The 21,527-nt window shown below is 68.1% G+C and carries 19 protein-coding genes, 7 tRNA genes and 1 riboswitch; of the genes, 10 read left to right on the top strand and 16 right to left on the bottom strand.

Annotation, left to right across the window (positions count from 1 at the left end):
• Nucleotides 1-391: 391 nt before the first annotated feature.
• The 3 genes from OG555_RS37640 to OG555_RS37650 form a co-directional block, all read right to left on the bottom strand.
• Nucleotides 392-463, bottom strand: a tRNA-Val gene (locus tag OG555_RS37640).
• A 39-nt stretch (nucleotides 464-502) separates the two neighbouring features.
• Nucleotides 503-573 (bottom strand) — tRNA-Cys (locus OG555_RS37645).
• Between the two features lie 32 nt (nucleotides 574-605).
• Nucleotides 606-678 (bottom strand) — tRNA-Gly (locus OG555_RS37650).
• 176 nt (nucleotides 679-854) lie between these two features.
• Here OG555_RS37650 and OG555_RS37655 point away from each other — a divergent pair.
• A complete protein-coding gene (locus OG555_RS37655) occupies nucleotides 855-1,673 on the top strand; it encodes an aminotransferase class IV (RefSeq protein ID WP_329478019.1) in 819 nt (272 codons plus the stop codon).
• 80 nt (nucleotides 1,674-1,753) lie between these two features.
• Here OG555_RS37655 and OG555_RS37660 read toward each other — a convergent pair whose 3' ends face one another.
• Complete coding sequence (locus tag OG555_RS37660) at nucleotides 1,754-2,314, bottom strand: CGNR zinc finger domain-containing protein (RefSeq protein ID WP_329478021.1); 561 nt, start codon at nucleotides 2,312-2,314, stop codon at nucleotides 1,754-1,756.
• A gap of 131 nt (nucleotides 2,315-2,445) precedes the next feature.
• On the opposite strand from OG555_RS37660, the gene OG555_RS37665 reads away from it, so the two are divergent.
• Nucleotides 2,446-2,517 (top strand) — tRNA-Val (locus OG555_RS37665).
• A 573-nt stretch (nucleotides 2,518-3,090) separates the two neighbouring features.
• On the opposite strand, the gene OG555_RS37670 is transcribed toward OG555_RS37665, so the two are convergent.
• A complete protein-coding gene (locus tag OG555_RS37670; protein ID WP_329478023.1) occupies nucleotides 3,091-4,347 on the bottom strand; it encodes an MFS transporter in 1,257 nt (418 codons plus the stop codon).
• Between the two features lie 422 nt (nucleotides 4,348-4,769).
• On the opposite strand from OG555_RS37670, the gene OG555_RS37675 reads away from it, so the two are divergent.
• Nucleotides 4,770-4,949 (top strand): ArsR/SmtB family transcription factor, encoded by a 180-nt coding sequence (locus OG555_RS37675; RefSeq protein WP_329484924.1) that lies wholly within the window; start codon nucleotides 4,770-4,772, stop codon nucleotides 4,947-4,949.
• Between the two features lie 899 nt (nucleotides 4,950-5,848).
• Here OG555_RS37675 and OG555_RS37680 read toward each other — a convergent pair.
• Nucleotides 5,849-6,625: an AAA family ATPase gene (locus tag OG555_RS37680; RefSeq protein WP_329478025.1), complete on the bottom strand. Its 777-nt coding sequence runs from the start codon at nucleotides 6,623-6,625 to the stop codon at nucleotides 5,849-5,851.
• A 26-nt stretch (nucleotides 6,626-6,651) separates the two neighbouring features.
• Nucleotides 6,652-7,905, bottom strand: a complete 1,254-nt coding sequence (locus tag OG555_RS37685) for an FAD-dependent monooxygenase (protein WP_329478028.1) — start codon at nucleotides 7,903-7,905, stop codon at nucleotides 6,652-6,654.
• 80 nt (nucleotides 7,906-7,985) lie between these two features.
• Between OG555_RS37685 and OG555_RS37690 the strand changes: the two genes are divergently transcribed.
• The gene (locus OG555_RS37690; RefSeq protein WP_329478030.1) at nucleotides 7,986-8,576 is read left to right on the top strand and encodes a TetR/AcrR family transcriptional regulator; all 591 of its coding nucleotides are present in this window, start codon (nucleotides 7,986-7,988) and stop codon (nucleotides 8,574-8,576) included.
• Here OG555_RS37690 and OG555_RS37695 read toward each other — a convergent pair.
• Both OG555_RS37695 and OG555_RS37700 read right to left on the bottom strand, forming a co-directional pair.
• Nucleotides 8,543-8,845, bottom strand: coding sequence for a CBU_0592 family membrane protein (locus OG555_RS37695; protein ID WP_329478032.1), 303 nt, complete (start codon nucleotides 8,843-8,845; stop codon nucleotides 8,543-8,545). The genes OG555_RS37690 and OG555_RS37695 overlap by 34 nt on opposite strands.
• A gap of 4 nt (nucleotides 8,846-8,849) precedes the next feature.
• Nucleotides 8,850-9,740: a cyclase family protein gene (locus OG555_RS37700; protein WP_329478035.1), complete on the bottom strand. Its 891-nt coding sequence runs from the start codon at nucleotides 9,738-9,740 to the stop codon at nucleotides 8,850-8,852.
• A gap of 97 nt (nucleotides 9,741-9,837) precedes the next feature.
• Here OG555_RS37700 and OG555_RS37705 point away from each other — a divergent pair, with 97 nt between their 5' ends.
• The gene (locus OG555_RS37705) at nucleotides 9,838-10,788 is read left to right on the top strand and encodes a LysR family transcriptional regulator (RefSeq protein WP_329478037.1); all 951 of its coding nucleotides are present in this window, start codon (nucleotides 9,838-9,840) and stop codon (nucleotides 10,786-10,788) included.
• 35 nt (nucleotides 10,789-10,823) lie between these two features.
• On the opposite strand, the gene OG555_RS37710 is transcribed toward OG555_RS37705, so the two are convergent.
• The 3 genes from OG555_RS37710 to OG555_RS37720 all read right to left on the bottom strand — a co-directional run bounded on the left by OG555_RS37710 (nucleotide 10,824) and on the right by OG555_RS37720 (nucleotide 13,844).
• Nucleotides 10,824-11,798 (bottom strand): alpha/beta hydrolase, encoded by a 975-nt coding sequence (locus OG555_RS37710; RefSeq protein ID WP_329478039.1) that lies wholly within the window; start codon nucleotides 11,796-11,798, stop codon nucleotides 10,824-10,826.
• A 230-nt stretch (nucleotides 11,799-12,028) separates the two neighbouring features.
• Nucleotides 12,029-13,174 carry a PucR family transcriptional regulator gene (locus OG555_RS37715; protein WP_329478041.1) on the bottom strand — a complete coding sequence of 382 codons (1,146 nt, stop codon included), beginning with the start codon at nucleotides 13,172-13,174 and terminating at the stop codon, nucleotides 12,029-12,031.
• A 220-nt stretch (nucleotides 13,175-13,394) separates the two neighbouring features.
• Nucleotides 13,395-13,844, bottom strand: coding sequence for a pyridoxamine 5'-phosphate oxidase family protein (locus OG555_RS37720; RefSeq protein WP_329478043.1), 450 nt, complete (start codon nucleotides 13,842-13,844; stop codon nucleotides 13,395-13,397).
• 105 nt (nucleotides 13,845-13,949) lie between these two features.
• On the opposite strand from OG555_RS37720, the gene OG555_RS37725 reads away from it, so the two are divergent.
• The 4 genes from OG555_RS37725 to OG555_RS37740 all read left to right on the top strand — a co-directional run bounded on the left by OG555_RS37725 (nucleotide 13,950) and on the right by OG555_RS37740 (nucleotide 15,292).
• Complete coding sequence (locus tag OG555_RS37725) at nucleotides 13,950-14,819, top strand: sigma-70 family RNA polymerase sigma factor (RefSeq protein WP_329478045.1); 870 nt, start codon at nucleotides 13,950-13,952, stop codon at nucleotides 14,817-14,819.
• Between the two features lie 186 nt (nucleotides 14,820-15,005).
• Nucleotides 15,006-15,078, top strand: a tRNA-Gly gene (locus OG555_RS37730).
• Nucleotides 15,079-15,110: 32 nt separating this feature from the next.
• Nucleotides 15,111-15,181, top strand: a tRNA-Cys gene (locus OG555_RS37735).
• A 39-nt stretch (nucleotides 15,182-15,220) separates the two neighbouring features.
• Nucleotides 15,221-15,292: transfer RNA gene (locus OG555_RS37740), tRNA-Val, on the top strand.
• Between the two features lie 85 nt (nucleotides 15,293-15,377).
• Here OG555_RS37740 and OG555_RS37745 read toward each other — a convergent pair.
• The 4 genes from OG555_RS37745 to OG555_RS37760 all read right to left on the bottom strand — a co-directional run bounded on the left by OG555_RS37745 (nucleotide 15,378) and on the right by OG555_RS37760 (nucleotide 19,694).
• Entirely contained in the window at nucleotides 15,378-16,226 is an 849-nt protein-coding gene (locus OG555_RS37745) for a DMT family transporter (protein WP_329478047.1), read from the bottom strand.
• A 175-nt stretch (nucleotides 16,227-16,401) separates the two neighbouring features.
• Nucleotides 16,402-17,145: an SDR family NAD(P)-dependent oxidoreductase gene (locus OG555_RS37750; RefSeq protein WP_329478049.1), complete on the bottom strand. Its 744-nt coding sequence runs from the start codon at nucleotides 17,143-17,145 to the stop codon at nucleotides 16,402-16,404.
• A 31-nt stretch (nucleotides 17,146-17,176) separates the two neighbouring features.
• On the bottom strand, nucleotides 17,177-18,244 hold the full coding sequence (rsgA, locus tag OG555_RS37755; protein ID WP_329478051.1) for a ribosome small subunit-dependent GTPase A: 1,068 nt from the start codon (nucleotides 18,242-18,244) through the stop codon (nucleotides 17,177-17,179).
• A gap of 151 nt (nucleotides 18,245-18,395) precedes the next feature.
• Nucleotides 18,396-19,694 (bottom strand): YihY/virulence factor BrkB family protein, encoded by a 1,299-nt coding sequence (locus OG555_RS37760; protein ID WP_329478053.1) that lies wholly within the window; start codon nucleotides 19,692-19,694, stop codon nucleotides 18,396-18,398.
• 18 nt (nucleotides 19,695-19,712) lie between these two features.
• On the opposite strand from OG555_RS37760, the gene OG555_RS37765 reads away from it, so the two are divergent.
• On the top strand, nucleotides 19,713-21,338 hold the full coding sequence (locus OG555_RS37765) for an acyl-CoA dehydrogenase family protein (RefSeq protein WP_329478055.1): 1,626 nt from the start codon (nucleotides 19,713-19,715) through the stop codon (nucleotides 21,336-21,338).
• An 86-nt stretch (nucleotides 21,339-21,424) separates the two neighbouring features.
• A riboswitch (ZMP/ZTP riboswitch) is annotated at nucleotides 21,425-21,504 on the top strand.
• Nucleotides 21,505-21,527: the final 23 nt, after the last annotated feature.

Genomic DNA, 21,527 nt, shown 5'->3' on the forward strand with positions numbered 1-21,527 from the left:
GCGCAACCCACAGCCGACGTCACACTCCCGGCGCAACCACAGCCGTAGAGCACGCCGCAGCACGCCGCAGCGCGCAACCACCGCCAGCAATCCTTCAGGACCCGGCAGCAGACCGCGACGAGAAACCGGAGCCGACAACTGTCCAGGAGTGGGCCACCAGACCCGGGTGCTATCCAGCGGCGGGCAACCACCGCCGGGAACGTTCAGCGACGGGCAACCCCAGCGCGGAACCGTCCGAGCGGCGATCAACCACAGCAGCCGAGCGAAGCGAAGGCGCAAAGGGGGTGCGGGTGGCGGAGCCCCCGCTCGCGGCGAGCGAAGCGCTGCCGCACAAACGACGAAGGCGACCCGGTCCGCGCTTTCCGCGGACACGAGTCGCCTATCGCCTTCGTGGACGATACTGGGATCGAACCAGTGACCTCTTCCGTGTCAGGGAAGCGCGCTACCGCTGCGCCAATCGTCCAAACAACACCACACAACACACTCTCACGTGACGGTGTCGAGGTGGAGACGGGATTCGAACCCGTGTACACGGCTTTGCAGGCCGTTGCCTCGCCTCTCGGCCACTCCACCAGTGAGAAAGCTGGCCCGCCGAACCCTCTCCGAGCGGACGACCGGGTTCGAACCGGCGACCTCAACCTTGGCAAGGTTGCGCTCTACCAACTGAGCTACGTCCGCATCGCGACCGGGTTTTCGACTCCCCCGGCGCGAGAAGAACACTAGCCCATCTCGCCCGGAGTTCAAAAATCGGGGTCCCCTCGACGTCGACGTACCGTCATCGTCCGGTCACCTTCGGACCGCCCGGCGGACCCGGATCGCCTGCGCACTAAGGTGTTCCGCGGAAGGAGCGGCACATGCGTATCTGGCTCAACGGCGCCCTGCAGGACGACGAGGCGACGGTCTCGCCACTGGATCACGGGCTCACCACCGGTGACGGTGTGTTCGAGACGATCAAGATCGTCGACGGGCGTCCCTTCGCGGTGACGAGGCATCTGGAGCGGCTGGTTCGGTCCGCGGTCGGCCTCGGACTGCCGGAGCCGGACGTGGCCCAGCTCGAGGAGGGCGTCGCGGCGGTCGTGAAGGCCGATCCCGACATCCCGTTCGGCCGGCTGCGGATCACGTACACGGGTGGTGTCTCACCGTTGTCGTCCGATCGCGGTACGTCGGGACCGACGATCCTGATCGCGACACAAGCCATCAAGCGCCCCGGGCCGACGTCGGCGATCGTCACCGTGCCGTGGGTCCGCAACGAACGCAGCGCGGTCGCCGGCCTGAAGACGACGTCGTACGCCGAGAACGTCCGCGCACTCGCCTACGCGAAGGAACGCGGCGGCAGCGAGGCGATCTTCGCAAACACGATCGGCAACCTGTGCGAGGGCACGGGCTCGAACATCTTCTGCGTGTACGACGGCGAGCTCGTCACGCCGACCTTGGAGTCGGGGGCGCTGGCCGGCGTGACCCGCGCGCTGGTGCTCGAGTGGTTCGGCGGAGTGGAGCGCGATGTTCCGCTCGAGCGCCTGCACGACGCCGAGGAGGTCTTCCTCACCTCCACCACGCGCGACGTCCAAGCGATCCACCGCGTCGACAACCGCGACCTCCCGGCACCCGGCGCCATCACCGCCCAGGTCACCAAGATCTTCACCGAACGCTCAGCCGAAAACCCCAACCCCTAATGGACGCACTTTCCGGATGATTTCTGCCGCCTGGCGCAGAGAATGTTCCGAAAAGCGCGATCCGATGCCCACTTCAGGGGCTACTCGCCGGAGGCTTTGCGGCGTTCGCGGTAGGCGGCCACGTGCAGACGGTTGCCGCAGGTGCGGGCGTCGCAGTACCGCTTGGAACGGTTGCGGGACAGGTCGATCAGGGCGTCATCACAGTCCGGTGCCTCGCAGCGACGGAGGCGTTCGCGTTCGCCGGCGGAGATCACCTGGGCCAGCGCGATCCCGCACTCCACCGTGATCCGGCACGCCAGTGACGCACCGTCCCGCGAGTAGTGGATGTGCCACGGGTGCCCGTCGTGATTCGTCAGCCGCGGCGTCGTCGTACCGCGGGCGACGATCGCGTTGATCATCACCGCTGCCGTGGCGTCGGAATCCGTGGTGAACACCGGCGAGAACAACGGACGCAGGTCGCGAACCTCGGCAAGGTCCTTCTCCGTCAGCGTGTCGACCGCACTGAACTCGCGCTCGTGGACGAACTTCTCCAGCTCCTCGAGCGTCTCCATCGTGTCGACCTGGCTGTTCGGTCCGGGCAGGGTGTTGACGAGCCGGACCAGCGTGCCGAGCGCCTGCTCGGTGTCGTGCGAGAAAGTCACAATCACGTCTCCAACGCGACGGGGTCTCCGTCCTGCAGCAAGAGTAGCCCGGGCCGATTAGATCGTCGCTCCATGATGCGCTAAGGTTTCACCCGCAAGGCACCAGAAAGCAACAACAGCACCAACAGTACGGGCGATTGGCGCAGTGGTAGCGCGCTTCGTTCACACCGAAGAGGTCACTGGTTCGAACCCAGTATCGCCCACGCAGTCGACAGGCGACGTGTGCTCGCGGAAAGCGCGAGCCGCGTCGCCTGCTTCGTGTTGTGCGGCTGCGCTTCGCTTGCCGCGAGCGGGGGCTTCGCCACCCGCACCCCCTTGCGCCTTCGCTTCGCTCGGCTCCCTGGTTGCTCGCCGCCGTCGGGTTTGCGCCCACGCTTCGCTCGGCTCCCTGGTTGCTCGCCGCCGTCGGGTTTGCGCCCACGCTTCGCTCGGCTCCCTGGTTGCTCGCCGCCGTCGGGTTTGCGCCCACGCTTCGCTCGGCTCCCTGGTTGCTCGCCGCCGTCGGGTTTGCGCCCACGCTTCGCTCGGCTCCCTGGTTGCTCGCCGCCGTCGGATTTGCGCCCACGCTGCGCTCGGCTCCGCGATCCCGCCCGCCTAAGCACGCGGGCTCCTGTGGTCGCGCGCTAGATCGAGAACCCGTGGCCCCGCCGCCCTCACCATCTCCGCGCGGCAACTGCGCCACAGATCAACCGACCGGGGCATCCGGGTTCTGTTGGTGTGGTCCTGAGTTCGATTGCCGTGCGTCGCCTGCACAGTCGGTCATCGGGTCACTGGCATTAAGTGCAGGCGGGAGTGGTGCCGACGGGCGTGTTGCGTTGGTTCCTGCGTGTGGCGGCGTGGTTTGCGACGGCTGCGGTTGCGGTGCCGGTGGCTGCGAAGAGGGTGCCGAGGGCGATCCAGCCTGGTGTGCCGTGGTCGATGGCGGTTGTGGTGACGACGGCGGGGGCGAGCATCAGGGCGAGTGCGTTGCCGGTTTGGCTGAGGCCTTGGTAGGCGCCGGCGCGAGTGGGGTCGGCGAGTTCGAAGGCCATGCCCCAGCCTCCGGCCTCGCCCTGCGTCTCGGCCGCGGAGGAGGCGAGAGCGGCGAGGACCAGGACGGCGATTGCTGCCGCGGCGCCGAGATGGCCTGCTAAGGCGAACAGCAGGCAGGCGGTGAGCAGGAGCAGGCCCGCTCGGCGTACTGACCGCCCGGCGGTGCGCAGGTTCTGCGTGCCGCGGGAGGCACGGACCTGGAAGAGCGCTACGTAGGCGGTGTTGACGAGCAGCAGCGCGGAGACCACGACCGTCGGGGCATCGGTGTGGTCGGCGACCCACAGCGGTACCCCGACCGTGGTCAGCCCGAAGTGGATCGCGAGTACGGCGTTGAGGACTGTCGAGGCGACGTAGGTGCGATCCCGCAGCGGTGAGCGCCCGCGTGACGCCCCGGCGGTGCCGGCGGCGTCCATCCGTGCCGCCAGCCCGGCGACCCTGCGGCGCAGACCGATCAGGGGGACCGTGCCCAGGATCGTGATCGCGCCGACGAGGACCACCGTCAGGCGGTAGGCCATGGTGGTGTCGGCCAGGAGAGCCAGTCCCGCGAGCAGGGTGCCGACGCCGATGAAGACGTTCATCACCACCCGCAGCCGGGCACGGACAGCGACCCGCTCCGGGCCGACGTACCACCGGGCGAGCAACGTCATCTGAGCGGTGCTCATCAGGCCGCGGCTGGCCGAGACACACGCCGCGACCAGCACGAAACTGACGACGTTGCCGGCCAGGGCATAGGCCAGCAGCGAGACGCCGTTCGCGGCCAGCGCCCACTGCTGCAGCCGATCGGCACCCCAGCGGTCGCTCAGCCGACCACCGGCGTACGACGCCACCACGCCGACCCCTCCAGCGGCGGTGAGACCGATCCCGACGACGGCCGCAGACAGCCCGACTCCGCGGGTGAAATACAGGGCGCTGACGGCGAAGAACATGCCACGCGACAGCGACATCGCGGCCACCGCGGACGCGAGCGCGCGTCCGAGCGGATCGCGGAGGAGTTCAGGCACCCGACAGTTGTGGCACCCGAACCTCCCCCGACACCAGAGATGTAGCGTATTGCTTCATGATCGAGTACGAGCCGCGCACCTGAAGAACGTCACCTACACCCGTTGCTCGCGGGCAACGACCTCGGCGAAGTACGGTTCGCGATCTCGCCGCTGAACGTGACCCACACGTCCGCCTCGATCACACCGTCCTGCGGATACGGCTGCGCAGCGACCACTCCTACCGCACCTCGACCGCCGGCCGCGGCCTGACCCTCACCCCCTCGCTCTTCAGCCGACGCGGATCGGTACCGATCTCCCCCAACGAACCACCGGACCTCATCTACCCGGCACGCGGCCTCGGAACGCTCTGGGAAACCCAGACGACCACACCGCCAACCGCCCTGGTAGGCCTGATCGGCCGTGTCCGCGCCCAACTGCTGAGGCTGCTCGAGACGCCGACATCGTCAACCGAACTCGCCGTCCGCCTCAACGTCACAACCACCGCCGCCAACCAGCACCTGCGCGCACTGCGCGCCGCCGGCCTACTCATCTCGGCCCGCCACGGCCGCTCGGTCCTCTACCGCCGCTCGGACCTCGGCGACCGGCTCGTCCGTGGGATGTAGATCATGTCTCCGGCACGCCTGGGGTTTTCCGACGTCAACTCGAACCCGCGCCGCGAGAGCGCGCCGGACCGACGCGACAGGACGGTTCGACCCGTTAAGTCTGTACGACCTGGGCGATGACGACGCCGACAACTATGAGCAGAGCTATGGTCACGCCGGGCATGTAGGGCGCCAGCCGGGTTCGCAACGTCAGCCGTGGCTGGAACCGTGCGGCTGGGTCGGTGCTGAACTCCCACCAGGCGACGACTCGCCGGAAGTCCTCGGGAAAGGTCGGCTGTGGGTAGGCGCTGGTGCTCGCGAGCGCAGGCAGCCTGAGACGCCGCCCGTTCGCGAGGGTTATCCGGGCCGCGCATCCGAGGTGTGCACCGCTGCTTTCCCAGGACGTCGATCCATCGGATCTCCTGCCAAGGAAAGGTTCGACCACGCCGCCCGATGCCCCAGCAGACGGTGATTCCTTCCGGCCCGACCCTGGTCCAGCTCCGCCGCGCCGCGCCGCGCCGATGCCGAGACCGACCACCGCGGCCGTCAGGCCCGCCAGCAAGCAGAGTCCCACGACGCCGACGTGACCGATGATCGCACGAACGATCAGTACAAGCCCAACGACTGAAAACACCCGCCAGGAAGGGCGGATTCGGTCCTTCCCTCGGAAGATCAACTCACACACGGAAAGCACGCTACGCCTGCCGCCAGGGGGCGGTAATTCATTTACAAGTGAGAACGATCACCGCCCGACGACGCAACCTTTTGGGGCACGTTCCGCCGGACCGGTGCTCGCCGCGACCGCAACTACGGCGATGGAGCCGAGAGCCAGTTGGCGAGGTCTGCGAAGTCGGTTGCCCGGCGCAATCACGTGCCGGTGACTCAGCATGTCGGCCTCCAGCTCTGGGCCCAGGGCGGCTTCAGGTCAAGTTGGAGTGTGCGGGTGAGACAATTGATGGGGGCGACTGAGCGAGCAAAGTTGGCATCTCATCGACGGCAAGTTCGACAAGCTCATGGCAATTTGCCTGTGCGCACTCGCAATCAAATACGCGGACCGCGTGGTGTCCGTACTCCTTGTCGCGTCCCAATCGCAGTCTTTCTCTCGCCTGTTCGGCGAGTTGGCGATTGCTGATACGAATCAAGGACTGTCGCTCATCGGTGGTGCGCGCTGTGGAGAAAGATCTCAAAATTGCGCTGAACCTCTGCTCGACCGCCATGAGTGTTTGCTCGATTGTCTGACCGTCGACGACGACGATGCTTGCGCCGGTTCCCTCAAGTTGGCTCCGCACCAGCCCCCAGCCCCAGATCTGACCTCGATGGTCACCGCCCGGCCGCCTGTGTTCCAGTCGCGCGAGCTGTTCCTCCCCGGACGGCATCAGCCACACTGCGTTTTCGGAAATCCCAGCCATTTCGGGAGTGACGAATGCACCTTCGACGACAACCGATGTATCCACGGGCAGCGACTGGATGTCTGCCAGGATCATCGGCCGGCGATCAAAGTCTCCGGGCCCGGCACCCATGACATGAATCCCGGCCGCAGCTGCGCGCTTCTCGTGAGCGAATGCATGAGCATCTACGCTGTACCAGAGAAATCCATGCTTTCGGGCGAGTAGCCGGCTCACCGTGGTCTTGCCCGCCGCCGCCGGACCACCCACCCAGAAGATACCCGCGTGCTCGTAGTTCGGTTCTTCATTCATATGGCTCCAGCCTAACCTCAGCGCTTTCAGGTGAGCGGCCGATCCGCTCCGCGAGGCCGACCCGCGTTGGTGATCCGGCGGGCGATGGGGTAGTCGTCGACCGTCATGGAGTTGTAGACGCGCGCGCTCTTGGTGGTGAGACGCAGGAGGGCGCGGCTAGGCCCCGCGGGCAGGGCAGAGATCAGGCGGGCGCCATGAGCCAGTGCCGACACGCCGAGGCGCGACGTGGGGATCAGGGTCTTCGCGGCGCTCAGCGCGACCGCGCGGCTGCCGCGCACGTGCTCCGCCATCGCGCGCTCGTACGCCGGGAAGGCGCGCTCGTGGTCGCCGCCCGCCCGCGCCAGCTCGCCGGCGAGGACGTATGCGCCGACGACGGCCAGGCTGGTGCTCCCACCGACGGCCGGGCCTGGGCAGTAGCCCGCGTCGCCAACGAGGGTCACCCGCCCTCGCGACCAGGTGTCCATGCGGACCTGGGTGATCGAGTCGAAGTAGAACGCCGGCGTACGGTCGAGCTCGTCCAGCCAGCGGTCCACGTCGGCGTGAAGGCCGCGGAACGCACCGCGCAGCAAGTCCTTCTGCCGGGGCACGTCGTGGTGGTGGTAGTCGAGCTCGCGCTCGCTGCGAAAGAGGAACAGCGCGCGCGCCTCGTCGAGGTGCCGCGCGCTGTAGATGCCGGCCGTGCGGCCGACGCCGACGTGGATCAGCAGCTCGCCGTCGAGGCTGAAGGTGTTGGGCAGGGTCAGCACCCCGAAGTAGGCCCCGATGAAGTCGCTGAAGCGAGACTCGTGACCGAAGACGAGACGGCGCACGTTGGAGTGCAGCCCGTCCGCGCCGACGACGAGGTCGAAGCGGCGCGGCGCGGCGTTCTCGAAACGCACCTCGCCGTCGGGCGAGATCGCGGTGATCGAGTCGCCGAAGAGATACTCGACGTCGTCGCATGCGGCGTCGTAGTAGATCCCGCTCAGGTCGTCACGCATGATCTCGACGTGCTCGTCCGGCGTGGCGCTGAAGATCTTGGAGAGGTCCACCCGGACGGGACGCCGTACGCCCTCCCGCTTCAGGGTCATCCGGTTCGTGCCGGTGGCCCGCTCACTGACGCGCGCGAGCACGCCCATCTTGTCCGAGATGGCCATCGCAGGCCGGAACAGGTCAACCGAGTGACCACCGGTCTTGCGCAGAGCCGGCGCGCGCTCGACGACCGTGACGGAGCGGCCGTGCCTGGTGAGCCAGTACGCCAGCACCGGACCGGCGACGCTGGCGCCGGAGATGAGAATTCGCATGCTCATGCCTCCTTACCTAACGATAGGTAGGTACGGTAACACGGCCACCTACCTATCGTTAAGTAAGATAGGCTGGCGACATGACTCGTCCCCCTGGCACCAAGCAGCGAATCCAGGAGGTCGCCCGCGAGCTGTTCGCACAGCAGGGTGTGCAGCGGACCAGCCTGCAGGAGATCGCCGACCGGCTGGGCATCACCAAGCCGTCGCTCTACTACCACTTCTCCTCACGCGAGGAACTGGTCCGCAGCATCGTGCAGCCGATCCTCGACGAGGAAGAGACGTTCCTCGTGGGCCAGGAGGCGCTGGGCGAGGTCGAGCCCCGCGCCCTGCTGGAGGGCTACTTCGACTTCCATTACCGCCACCGCGCGGAGATGGTGCTCATGCTCAGCGAACTGACCACGCTCGCCGACCTGGGCCTGATCGACCTTGTACTGGACTGGCGCAGGCGGCTGGTCAAGCTGCTGCAAGGCCCCGAACCCACGCTGGAGCAGGCCGCCCGGGCCGTGATCGCCTTGGGCGGCCTCCAGGACTGCACCATCCAGTTCGCCGATGTGCCAAAGGACGAGCTCCGCCGGGTGGCCGTGGACGGCGCCTGCGCCGCCCTGGGCATCGAGCCGCGGCGCAGGGCCAAGGCGGCTCATGGTGACACTGGAAGATCCTCTGCGTCGTGACGGTCGGGTGCGGCGACGTGGGCACTCCCCACAGACGTTGAGCGACGGCTCAGCGCCACCATTCCGATCGTGATCCACGCGGCGTTGAGCACGGCCGAGGGCCACGCCCGGTGGCAAGCCGAGTTCACGGTGAGCGCCACGGCACCCAGCAGGTTCATCACCTGGAATACCTGCCCGCCTGCCGCGATCCGTTCAGCCGAAGCCAACGCATAGGCGGCCAGCAGCACTCCAGCGCCGGTCCAGCCGACCACAGCGATGACGGCTTCCATCGGACTAACGGTCCTGGTCCACGACGGCGTACGCACGGACCGGGAATGTCCCCATGCCTTCGATGGCCGGAGGCGCGGCATGGAACCGGAAACCGTACGGCGGCAACTGCTCCAGCCCACGCAGATGCTCCACGATGGGAATTCCGGCGTCCAGCAGTGCCGTGTGCGCCGGACGGCTGCCGTCGCCTGCGTCATCGATGTTCAGGGAATCGATTCCCACCAATGCGGGCTGCTGCGCTGCAAGCCACGCCGCCGCGTCCGCGGTCAGGAAGGGATAGCCGCTCGCATAGCGTTCGGTGCCCCAGTTCCGGTCCCAGCCAGTGTGGATCAGCACAGCTTTCCCCGCAACGTCGTAGGGAAGCAGCACACGCCGCTCGATGGCCCGCTCCCCGCTGCCGAGAACTCGGATCACAACACCGTCGAGATCAGTGAGCCGGAACAGTGACAGCGCTGCGATGTCAGCCCCCTCAGCGAAGCGGTGGAAAGGGCTGTCGAGATATGTGCCGGTATTGGCGACCATCGAGATGCGGCTGATGCTGAACTCGGTGCCGGCCGCATAGATCTCGCGGGACGCCTGCCGCGAAAGGTGATCGCTGATCTCCGGGGCAGGCAGGCCTGGGTAGGTGATCATCCCGTCACGGATTCCGTGACTGAGGTCGACCGTCCGCGGTCGACTTGCCGGCTCGGCCGCCGTACCCCGGGATCCCTTGTGCGGCTCCCGAAGCAGCCGCTTGTTGCTGATGGCCACTTTGTCGACCATCAGAAGGCCAAGGTGCCGCACGAACAACTCGCCCAGGGCGCCGTCGCCGATGTCGGGACCCGGCACATCCAGCCGGAAGTCCTGGGCCTGGAGACCGCCCCCGTTCGCGAAGGTCACGCCGGCGTCGAACTGCACCCGCCACTCGTCGGTGTTGTCGCTCATGACTCGATGTTCCGTGAAGGAATACTTGATGACAAGCGAGATTATCTGAAGCGTTGCTACAGTGATGCTTATGGAGCTCGATCCCCGCCGCCTCCGGGTGCTGCGCGCGGTAGCGCTGCGGGGTGGCATGGCGGCCGCGGCGCAGCTGCTCCACCTGACCCCGTCCGCGGTCTCCCAGCAGCTTGCACAGCTCGAGCGGGAAGTCGGCCAGCCGCTGATCGATCGCTCTCGCCGGACGGCGAGCCTCACACCGGCCGGCCAACTGCTGGCCGCCCGCGCAGAGCGCATCGAACAGGAACTCGCCGAGGCCCGCCGAGAGCTGACCGAGCTGAATGGCAGGCTGAGCGGCCCGGTGACGATTGCGGCGTTCTCCTCGGCGGTCTGCCATCTCGTCGTTCCGGCGCTGCGCGAACTGGCGACTACTCATCCCGATCTCGAACCAGAGGTTGTGGAGCTGGAAGGTCTGCCGGCGCTGACCGAGTTGCGCACTGGAGCAATCGACCTGGTGATCGCCGAATACGACGCCGACGACTCAGGGTCGCCTGGCCCATTGCGCGGCCTGTCCGCCGCCCCGGTCGCCGACGACGAGTACTGCATCGTCACGCCAACGGCGTGGTCGCCTCGTCCCGGCTCGATCAAGGATCTGGCTGCTCGCCCGTGGGTCGCCAGTCCGCCGGACACCGCATGCGGCCGGGCATTGGACAGGATCGCCGGTCAGTACGGATTCACCGCGCACCGCGCCCACACATGCCTGGAGTTCCCCACCGTCCTGGCGCTGGTCGCGGGCGGATTCGGCGCCGCGGTCATTCCGAAGCTGGCCCTCGCGAGCGCGTCGCCCCTGGCGATCGCGTTGCCATCGGTACCGGTCGCGGGCCACCGCCGCATCACTGTCCTGCGGCGCGACCTGCCGGCCGGCCCCGAACCACGGACCCAAGCCCTGGTCGACGCCCTTCAGACAGTCGCGTTCGACCTTGGCCTGACTCCCATCGCGATGCCGCGCACACCACTGCACCACAACTGACGGCAAAGGCCGACAGACGCAGCGATGAGGGTCGGTCAGTCGGCGAGGCGGTCCCGGAGAAACTCAAGGATCTCCGCCCGGGCGGGCTTTGCTTGCGGAACCACGCTCGGCATGCTGAGGAACGCGTGCGTTGCGCCAGGGAATTCGGCCAGGCGAGCCGGGGTCCCGGCGTCGCGCAGGCGCTCTGCATACCGACGGCCCTGATCGGAGACCGGGTCGAACGTCGGCACGACCAGAAGTGCTGGGGCCAAACCGCTCAGGTCGTCAGCCTGCAGCGGTGACAGCGGGCGAGGGTCCGTCCCCTCTGGCACAGCGAGACGACAGAACAGTTCCATCTGCGTCCTCGTGAGGGTCGGACTGTCGGCGTACGTGGTCATCGACGCGTGGTCGTAGAGAGCTGAGGTGACGTCAACGGCGGCATTCACCAGGACCTGTGCCCGCAATTGCAGGCCGCACTCCCTGGCCCTGATCGCTGCCAGGGCGGCGATCAGGGCGCCGGTGCTTTCACCAAAGACAGCGGCGCGGGCTGGGTCGATCCCCCACTGCTTGGCCTGCCGCACCACGGTCTGCAGCACGTCCCAGCCATCGTCGGCCGCCGCGGACAGCGGAGTCTCCGAGCTGAGGAGGCGGTGCTCGACAGAGACGACCACCGCCGGCAGCCGAGCCGCGAGGTGGCTGTTCACCCAGTCGCTCTGCACCGCCGTACCGACGAATCCGCCGCCGTGAACGTGGACCACCAACGGGAGGCCGGCGCCGCCGGCCGACGGCCGGTACACCCGGACCCTGAGCTCGCGCCCGGGCAGCGCCATCTCCTGCCACTCGATCACGGCGCCGCGGTCCGGACGGCCGGTGATCACCCGGGCCAGCGGGGACATCCGCTTGCGATTCTCGGCGTCACGAAAGGCGGCGAGTTCCTGGTCGGTCATCGTCAACCAGGACGGTTCCTTGCCCAGGGCATGCATCAGCCGGATGCCCAGCGGCGGCTGCTCGATGTGGGTGCTGTCGCTCATCATTTCCTCCTGCGTTGCTGACGTCCCGGCACCGTCGGCCCAGCACCAACTGGGTGACCACTACGCGGGCCGGGGGCAACCAGCTCCATACCGGTCACGGAGCTCCCCCGACACGGCGGCGTGTGGCCGCGACGCGCGTCATTTGGATGGGACGCCACGACAATGCGCCGTTGGTCCCTCGGTTCGCTACGAACGCCGGTCCAACGCTGGCAGAGCTGGTTCGTAGCCAGCTACGAGGCAGGTGCTCCGTAGAGGACGCACGACAACTCCACGATCGTGTCGGTGTCCTGCAGCGAGCGGCCGGTCAACTCCTCGAAGCGCGACAGCCGGTAGCGCAAGGTATTGACGTGGACATGCAGAGCCGCCGCGCTCTGGGGGATGCTCCGGCCATGGGACAGGTAGCAGCGAAGCGCCTCGATGACCTGGTCGCCGAAAGCACCCGCGCGGTGAAGTGGCTCGAGGTAGCGCATCCGTAGCAGCTCACCCAACTCACCAAGCGTCGGCACGGCGAGCCGCCAGCCCAAGGTCTCCGGGGTGTGCACGCCCTCGCGGTACTGCAGCAGGGCGGCGGCCAGGACATCCTGCGCACTCCGATAGGACGTGGCGAGCCGGTCCACCGGCGCCGGAACTCCCAGCGCAATGAGCTGACCCGGCACGGGCGTGGGCAGATTCTCCATGATGCCCACCAGCCGATCGCGCGTCGGAGCCATCAGCACACCGTGCCCGTGGTGCTCGGCGAGTGCACGCTGAACCTGTTCGATCCTCTGCTCTTCGCCCGGGCCGGTGCAGAAGGCGCGGTACGTCGTGTCCCGGCGCAGCCGATAGACCGTGTATCCCCTCTCCAGTTGTGCATGGTCGAGGTCGCCCGCGAGTGCGCCTGCCAGCCACTCGTCCCGGCGCCGCTGGTCCGCCATCGCGAGGGCCAGTCCCTGCCGGTGATAGTCGGCCGCAGCCCGCGCCGAGAACGCGTCGCTCAGCCTCCACAACAGTGAGGTCAACGCCACCACATCGGCCCCGTCGACTCCGCACTCCACCGCCAACTCGACCAGACGGCCCTGGATGCTCGCGATCGTGACGCGGAACCCGGCCATGATGTCCTCGATCGGCACACCGGCCCCGAGCCGTTCGACCGTGGCTCTTTCGGCCTCCCAGAACTCGTCCGGAGGAGGCACCTCCCCCGCCCGCAGCGTGCGGCACACCCGCCTGAGGATCCGGTGGACGCTCGCGACGATCTGCTCACGACCGACCGCCTGGTAGCTGGGGATCTCGCTCCGCACCCGCCGCAGGATCGGCTCGACCACTTCATCGTCGCTCTCGAGGGCCGCGATCAGGCGGATCACCTGACTCTCGCGGACCCCTTCGACCATGTCCGCCATCTTGCCTCATCTCCGCGCGCAGCTGACCAGGCTCAGCGTTGCCTGACATTCCGGGTGGCCATGTCGTCGTAGTGGACGGAAGAACCTGCCAACTAGAGAACAGAGCCCCGGAGGAAACCGATGAATGACCTTCAGGCCACTGCCGACCGCGTCGAGATCGAGGCACTGCGCGGCGAGTTCAGCGACGCGGCGATGATGGACGACGGGGGCTGGTGACCGGCTACACCAGCCAGGAGTTGGATTCCATCAGGACTCGGTCTTTCAGTTCGTTGACTTCGCGCCAGGCTTGGATCTTGGTGGGGGTGGCGCGGAAGTAGAAGTAGTTCGCCAGCGGGCGCGGGTCGAAGCCGGCCTTCTCGGCGAACGCGTCGCCTTCCGCATCCGTGAGATCGCCGGCGCGCAGAGTCTCGGTCGTGGCCGTGATGTGTACGACGTCCCGGGTGTGGCCGAGCGTCAGCTGCAGTGTCGGGCTCTTCGCGAGATTGCGGGCGGTCGGGTTGCCTGCCGCGGTGGACAGGAGGAGTGTCTCGCCGTTCCAGAGGAAGGACAGTGGCATCAGGTACGGCGTACCGTCCGGGGAGGCGGTGGCGACCCAGGCGTCGACGTCGTGCTCCAGCCGGCGGAGGGTGTCCTGCTTGCGTTCGGACAGCGGGCGGGCCGGGTCCGTCATGGTGGGCTCCTCTGGATTCTGGTGTCACATGTGCGGCGGGTGGACCGTCAATCGGATGACGGCGGCGGGCCCGAGAGTGTGACACAGGGGAAGGACGTGGTCGGGATGGGTGAGGACAACTGGCTGGCGACCCGGTTCGAGGAGAACCGGGACCGCCTGCAGGTCGTCGCGTACCGGATCCTAGGCTCCGAGCCCGAAGCCGAGGACGCGGTCCAGGAGGCGTGGATCCGGCTCAGCCGCTCGGACACCGGCTCGATCGACAACCTCGGCGGGTGGCTGACCACGGTGGTCGGCCGGATCTGCCTCGACATGCTGCGGACCCGGCGCCGGCGGCCCGAGCAGCCGGTCGGCGACCAGTCCCCCGCGTTCGCGGACGACGCCGTACCCGATCCCGAACTGGAAGCCGTGCAGGCGGATTCGGTCGGCCTCGCGCTGCTCGTCGTACTCGAGACGCTGACGCCGGCCGAGCGGCTCGCGTTCGTGCTGCACGACATGTTCGCCGTGCCGTACGACGACATCGCGCCGATCCTGGGTAAGTCGCCGACCGCGGTGCGGCAGCTCGCCAGCCGGGCGCGGCGTCGAGTGCAAGGTACGCCGGAACCGTCCGGAACCGACGCGATCCGGCAGAAGGAGATCGTCGGCGCGTTCCTCGCGGCATCGCGCAGTGGCGACTTCGAGGCGTTGCTCGAGTTGCTCGACCCCGGCGTCGTCGTGCGGGCCGACTCGGCCGTCGCGGCGCGTGGTGCCGCCGCCATGGCGTCCGGCGCGAGGGCGGTCGCGGCGTCGTTCGCCGGGCGCGCGCAGGCAGCCAGGCTGACGTTGGTCGACGGGCTGGCCGGGCTGGTGTGGTCGCAGTACGGCCAGCCGCAGGTGGTGTTCGTGTTCACGGTCGTCGACGGCCGCATCACCGCGATCGATCTGCGCGGCGACTCCGACTACCTCCGCGACGTCGACCTCGCAGCGCTGGAGAGTTGAGGCCGCGCGGCCCGGCGTGGCAGGTGGACAAACGGCGTCTTGCCGGGTGGGGCTGTTGTGACGGATGAGGTGAGAATCACGCTCGGACCGTCCGCATCGCGACACCCTGGAATCCGGTTTTTGCGTAGGCGAAAAGTGCGCTACTGTTCTGCTCTCGCACCGAGCGGAAAGAGTCGCCGGAGCGATGCGGACGTAGCTCAGTTGGTAGAGCGCAACCTTGCCAAGGTTGAGGTCGCCGGTTCGAACCCGGTCGTCCGCTCGGAGAGGGTTCGGCGGGCCAGCTTTCTCACTGGTGGAGTGGCCGAGAGGCGAGGCAACGGCCTGCAAAGCCGTGTACACGGGTTCGAATCCCGTCTCCACCTCGACACCGTCACGTGAGAGTGTGTTGTGTGGTGTTGTTTGGACGATTGGCGCAGCGGTAGCGCGCTTCCCTGACACGGAAGAGGTCACTGGTTCGATCCCAGTATCGTCCACGAAGGCGATAGGCGAGGTGAGCCTGCGGAACCCGCAGGCACACCTCGCCTTCGTCGTTTGTGCGGCAGCGCCGTGGTTGGGTTGTTACTCCCGTCGTGCGTGTTGGACTACCGCGGCCAGTAGTACGGCAGCGCCCACCAGGCTGAGGGTGGTCAGGTGCTCGTGGAAGAGGAATAGGCCGAGGGCTGCGGCTACTACGGGTTCGATGAGCGCTATTACTGCGGCTGTGGAGGCGCGGAGCGTGGTGAGGCTGGCGTAGAACAGGGTGTATGCGAGGGCGGTGGGGACCAGGCCGAAGTAGGCGATCAAGGGCCAGCCGGGCGCGGTGGGGATGATGCCGTCGATGGTTGCTAACGGCAAGAGGAGTGCGGCGCCGGCAACGAAGCCCAGGAAGGCGCCGGAGATCGGGTCTGGCTCGTTGCGGTTGAGCAGAGTGGTCAGGGCGTAACCGGCTGCGGACAGAAGTGCGAAGGCGATGCCCAGCAGGGCTGCCGAGCCGGCTCCTGCACTGGGCACGAGAAGGGCCAGGCCGGCTACTGCGGCTAGTAGAGCCGGGGTGATGCGTTCCCGGGCACCTAGGGCGATGAAGAACGGGCCGGCGCCCAAGGCGACGACGGTGGCTACAGCTACCCCGACCTGTGGGATGGCGGCGAAGTAGCCGAGTTGGCAGACGGCGAGGCCGAGGCCGGTCAGTAGGTAGCGGACCGGCGATGCGGCGAGCAGCGGGCGGATCGGGGCTCGGCGGAGAACGAGGCGGGCCAGGGCCAGCCACAGAGCGGCGGCGGCGAGGCGCCAGAAGGACACGGCGGTGGAACCCAGGGCGGCGTGGTCGAACAACAGCGCGCCGGTCGGGCCGCCGGTGCCCCAGGCGATGCCGGCCAGGGTGACGTAGAGGAAGCCGCGCCTGGATGAGGACGCGAGACGGTGATGCATTGCAGACTCCGGGGGTGTTCGCAAGGTGACGTGGGGCTTCTGCGAACAGCCCGAAGGAGCCCAGGTCAGAGCCTGGGCACTACCGGTTGACCGTCCGCCTAGGCGGCGGTCGGCGGAGTGATAATGCGATGCATGATCAGGACCTTAGCCAGTCCGGGCGCGTCTGCCGACTGAATTACATCCGGAGTTGGGAGGCGCCGTTGAAGTCGAGGACGGTGCCGGTCGCGAACTCGGCTTCCGGGGAGGCGAGATAGAGGATCGCGGCGGCGACCTCCGAAGGGTCGGCTACTCGTTCGAGCGGGCTTTCCAGGCGGCGGCGGTCGTAGCCATCGCCATCCAGGTGTACGGCGGCCATGTCGGTGACCGTCCAGCCGGGGGCGATCGCCGTCACCGCGATCCCCTCTGGCCCGAGCGCCCGGGCCAGGGACTGGGTGAAGGAGACGATCGCTGCCTTCGAGGCGCCGTACGCGGGCTGGTTGGGCTCGCCGCGGAACGCGCCGCGGGAGGAGACGTTGACGATGCGGCCGCCGCGGCTCATGTGGCGGACGGCGCACCAGGTGACGTTCGACGGGCCGACCAGGTTCACGGCCAGAGTGTCGGCCCACGCCTGCTGCCATTCGGCGTACGTCGTCTCGCGGATGCGGTGCGGATGGTAGACGCCGGCGTTGTTGACCAGTACGTCGATGCCGCCCAGAGCAGTCGCCGCGTCGTCGACCATCGTCTGGATCGCGACCGGGTCGGCGAGATCGGCGTGTGCCGGCACGTGTCCGGTCCCCGGCAACTCCTTCAGTACCTGGGCCGCTGCGTCGGCCGATGCGCTGTAGTGCACCGCCACGCGATCCCCCGCGGCGGCGAAGGCCCGCGCCGTCGCCGCACCGATCCCCCGCGAGGCTCCCGTCACCAGTACCGAACGATTCATGCTCCCGATCCTTTCATCACGGGAGCACGGGCTACGGCCGCGGGTTCACGTCCCGGCGGTACGACTTGGAGGCACGCGCCCACTGTTTCTTGGTCTCGGCGCGGAGGCGGAGGTCGTTGCGGCGGGCCATGAACGCGGCCTCGCGCTGCAGCTTCGTCCAGCTCTCGTAGCGACGGACCGGGAGCGTCCCGTCCGCCAAGGCCGCCTGGACCGCGCAGTCTGGCTCTGTGAGGTGCGCGCAGTCCTTGAACTTGCACTGCTCGGCCAGCGCCGTGATGTCCGGGAACGCAGCTGCCAGCCCCTCCCCCGACTCTTGCAGGCCGATTCCCCGCAGCCCTGGCGTGTCTATGACGATCCCGCCGGTGGGCAGCACGATCAGCTCGCGCCGCACCGACGTATGCCGTCCCTTGCCGTCGTCACGGATGTCCTGCACATCCAGAAGCTCCACACCGGCCAGTGCGTTCACCAGCGAGGACTTGCCCGCGCCACTCGATCCCAGCAACGCCATAGTCGCGTTGCCGTCCAGCAGCGACCGCACTGCCTCCAAACCGTCGGCAGTGGTCGCACTGCACACCAGTACGTCGGCACCAGGCGCAGCGTTCGCCACGTCCTCGGCAACAGCGTCGGCGTCGCCGACAAGGTCGGCCTTGGTCAGTACGACGACGGGCCGCGCACCGCTCTCCCACGCCAGCGCGAGGAAGCGTTCGATCCGGCCGATGTTCGGCTCGGGATGGAGGCCGACCACGATCGCGATCATGTCGACGTTGGCGGCCAGCACCTGGCCCTTCGACGTACCGCTGACCTCGGCGCGGACGATCGCCGAACGACGAGGCGCCAGGGACTCGAGCGTGATCCGCTCGTCCGGCCAGAACCGCAGTACGGCCCAGTCCCCTGTGCATGGGCCGGCCTGGGCGTCACCGGCCATCGCCGCGAGGATCGCACCGGACCAGGTCGCGCGGACCGGCCCGTCCTCGGTGAGTACCGTCGCCAGACCCTTGTCGACCCGGGCGACGCGTCCCGGTACGAGGTCATGCGGGACGGACTGCAGGAAGTCGGCCGTGGAACTGTCGAGTCCCAGGGCCTGGAGTGTGGCTGACATGCGGCGAACCTTTCGGAGGGTCCGGCCGCGAGATCAGCTCAGCGGACGGACGGTGTGGGAGACATCGGCCCGGTGGGCCCGATGGAAGCTCATGGCGGTGCCTCCCTTCCAGTCCTGCGGTCCTGATCGAGGACCGCTTGTCGCGATGCCGTCAGCGTAGGTCGTCGCCCTCACGTTGCGCACCAGATTTTCCGACCGAGGCAGGTTTGCGATCGGCCTCGTCGGCAGCGTCCGCCGGCTTCGCGCCGTCCGCACCAGGCACGTCGTCCACGACAGGCACGTCATCCGCACCAGGCAGGGCCGGGGCGGCAGAAGCGGCGGGCGCAGCAGGAACGGCGGGCGCGTCAGAAGCCGCGGGCGCCTCGACGACGCGCGGCCGATGCTCACTGAGCCCCTCGACCTTCCGCGCAATGGCGGTCTCCGGCCGCTCCTCCACCGTCAGCGGGGTCACCGGGTGCTCGTGGTGGTGCCGCTCCGGCTCCGCCTTCATCACCGGCTCGACCTCGTCCTCCTCGGCCTGCTTCTGGTCGGCGAGCTCCACCACCCGCGCCTTGTGCGGCCACAGGCGGTCGACGACGGCATTCAGCGCCGCACCGATCAGTACCGCGATCGCAGTCATGTACAGCCACATCAGTACGGCGATCGGCGCCGCCAGCGGACCGTAGATCGACGTACCGCCGACTGTGCTCTGCAGGATCCACCGCAGCACGAAGCTGCCCAGGATCCAGATCGACAACGCCAGGAACGACCCCGGCAGGTCCGACACCCACGGCGTCCGCAGCGGCACCGACAGGTGGTAGAGGGTGTTCAAGAAGCCCGCGGACAGGATCGTCACGACCGGCCAGTACAGCTGGTTCAGGAAGTCCAGCCGGTGCGGCAGCAGCGCGTCGACCGCGTTCGGGCCGGCCAGCACCAGCGGCAGCACGATCACACCGATGACGAGGGCGGCGCAGTACAGCGAGAACGACAGCGCCCGGGTCCGGACGATGCCGCGCCTGCCGCCCATCCCGTACATGATCGTGATCGTGTCGACGAACACGTTCAGCGCGCGGCTGCCGGACCACAGCGCCAGCACGAAACCGATCGAGATCACATCCGGCCGGCCGCCGTTGAGCACCTGGTTCAGGGTCGGCACGATCACGCTCTGCACCGAATCGTCGGTGAGCGCGCGGGCGGCGAGCGTGGCGATCTGCAGCTTGATGTCGGCGATCGTCTCGACTTCGAAGTACTTGCTCGCGATGTAGCCGAGACTTCCGGCCAGCCCGAAGATCAGCGGTGGCAGCGAGAGGATGGCGAAGAACGCCCCCTCGGCCGCGAGACCGGTGACCCGGTAGCGCAGACACACCCCGACGGTCTGGGTCAGGAGCTTCCAGGTCGTCGCGGGGACTTTGCGGACCCATGCCAATGAGAGGGAGCTCCCACCACGGGGTCCTGCCCCTGAACGTGCCATACCGCTTACCGTACTGACATGGCGGACCCATTTGCTGTAACGAACCAGGCTCCCCCACTGCGGGGGGTGAACTTCTTCACCGACGACACCCCACTCGGTGACGCTCTGCGTCCGTACGCCGATCTCGCCGGCGACCCGGGTCTGCACCGGATCGGCGCGGTCGCGGGCTCCGAGGAGGCGCTCGCGCAGGCCCTCCCGGCCAACCAGCACCCGCCGGTCCTGCGCACCCACGACCGCTACGGGAACCGGATCGACGAGGTCGAGTTCCACCCGTCCTGGCACTGGCTGATGGAGCGTGCGGTCGGGTTCGGGCTGCAGGCCGCGCCGTGGACGAGCGACCGTCCGGCGCCGCATCTGACCCGGGCCGCCGGGTTCTACGTCTGGTCCCAGGTCGAGCCGGGTCACGGCTGCCCGATCTCGATGACGTACGCCGCGGTCCCGGCACTCAAGGCGGACGAGCGGCTCGCGAAGGAGTGGATCCCGCAACTCGCGGCCACGTCGTACGACGTACGCCGGTTGCCCGCGGCCGAGAAGACCGGCGTCCTCGCGGGGATGGGGATGACCGAGAAGCAGGGCGGCTCGGACGTCCGGGCCAACCTGACCACCGCGACGCCGACCGGGCCGGACGGTGAATATCAGCTGAACGGTCACAAGTGGTTCTGCTCGGCGCCGCAGGTCGATGTCTTCCTCGTACTCGCGCAGGCGCCGGACGGACTGAGTTGCTTCGTCGTGCCGCGGGTGCTTGCCGATGGCAACCGGAACGCGTTCGCGCTGCAACGGTTGAAGGACAAGCTCGGGAACCGGTCGAACGCGTCCAGCGAGGTCGAGTTCCACGGCACGATCGGCTACCGCCTCGGCGACGAGGGCGCCGGCGTCCGCACCATCATCGAAATGGTTGCCGCCACCCGCCTCGACTGCGTCCTCGGCTCCGCCGCCCTCCAACGACGAGCGCTCGTCGAAGCCAGCTGGCACACCCGCCACCGCTCGGCCTTCGGCGGGCTCCTCGCCGACAAGCCCGCGATGCAGAACGTCCTGGCCGACCTGGCCCTGGAGAGTGAGGCGGCAACCGCGCTGGCGATGCGGCTTGCGGCTGCGGCCGACGCGTCGGTCGGTGGAGACGAGCAGGCCGCCGCATTCCGGCGCATCGGGCTGCCGTTGGCGAAGTTCTGGGTGTGCAAGCGAACGCCTTTCATGGTGGCGGAGGCGCTGGAGTGCTTGGGTGGTAACGGGTTCGTCGAGGAGTCCGGCCTTCCCCTCCTGTTCCGCGAGTCGCCGCTGAACTCGATCTGGGAAGGATCGGGGAACGTCAATGCGCTCGACGTCCTCCGTGCGCTCAGAAGGCCGGAGTCGCTGGACGCGTGGCTGCTCGAGGTCGGCGCGGCACGGGGTGCGGACGACCGCCTCGATGCCGCCGTGAACGACGTACTGGAAACGCTTGCCGATGTGTCCGAGGCGGAGGCCGGCGCACGCCGCCTCGCCGCCCGGATGGCCGTCTGCCTCCAGGCGTCCCTGCTCGTCCGGCACTCGGCACCCGAGGTCGCCGACGCCTTCGTCGCGTCCAGGCTGGCCGGCGACTGGGCCGGCGTCTTCGGCACCCTCCCCCGCACCACTCCCTTCACCCCGATCCTCGCCCGCGCCGTCTGATCGCGTTGCGTCCGAAGATCCGAGGGTTATAGGCCACAGTTCTTCGGACACAAGCCGCAAGAGAAGGGTGTGTACGCGATAGGGTGAGCGGGTCGCGACTGGCGCGCTGAGGTGGAGAACCACCGGGGAGCGAAGACCGTCGGCACCGTGCGCCTGGGTGCCTTCGACCCACTGCAACCGCAGGAGAGA

Source organism: Kribbella sp. NBC_01484 (assembly GCF_036227145.1).
In the GTDB taxonomy this organism is placed as follows: domain Bacteria; phylum Actinomycetota; class Actinomycetes; order Propionibacteriales; family Kribbellaceae; genus Kribbella.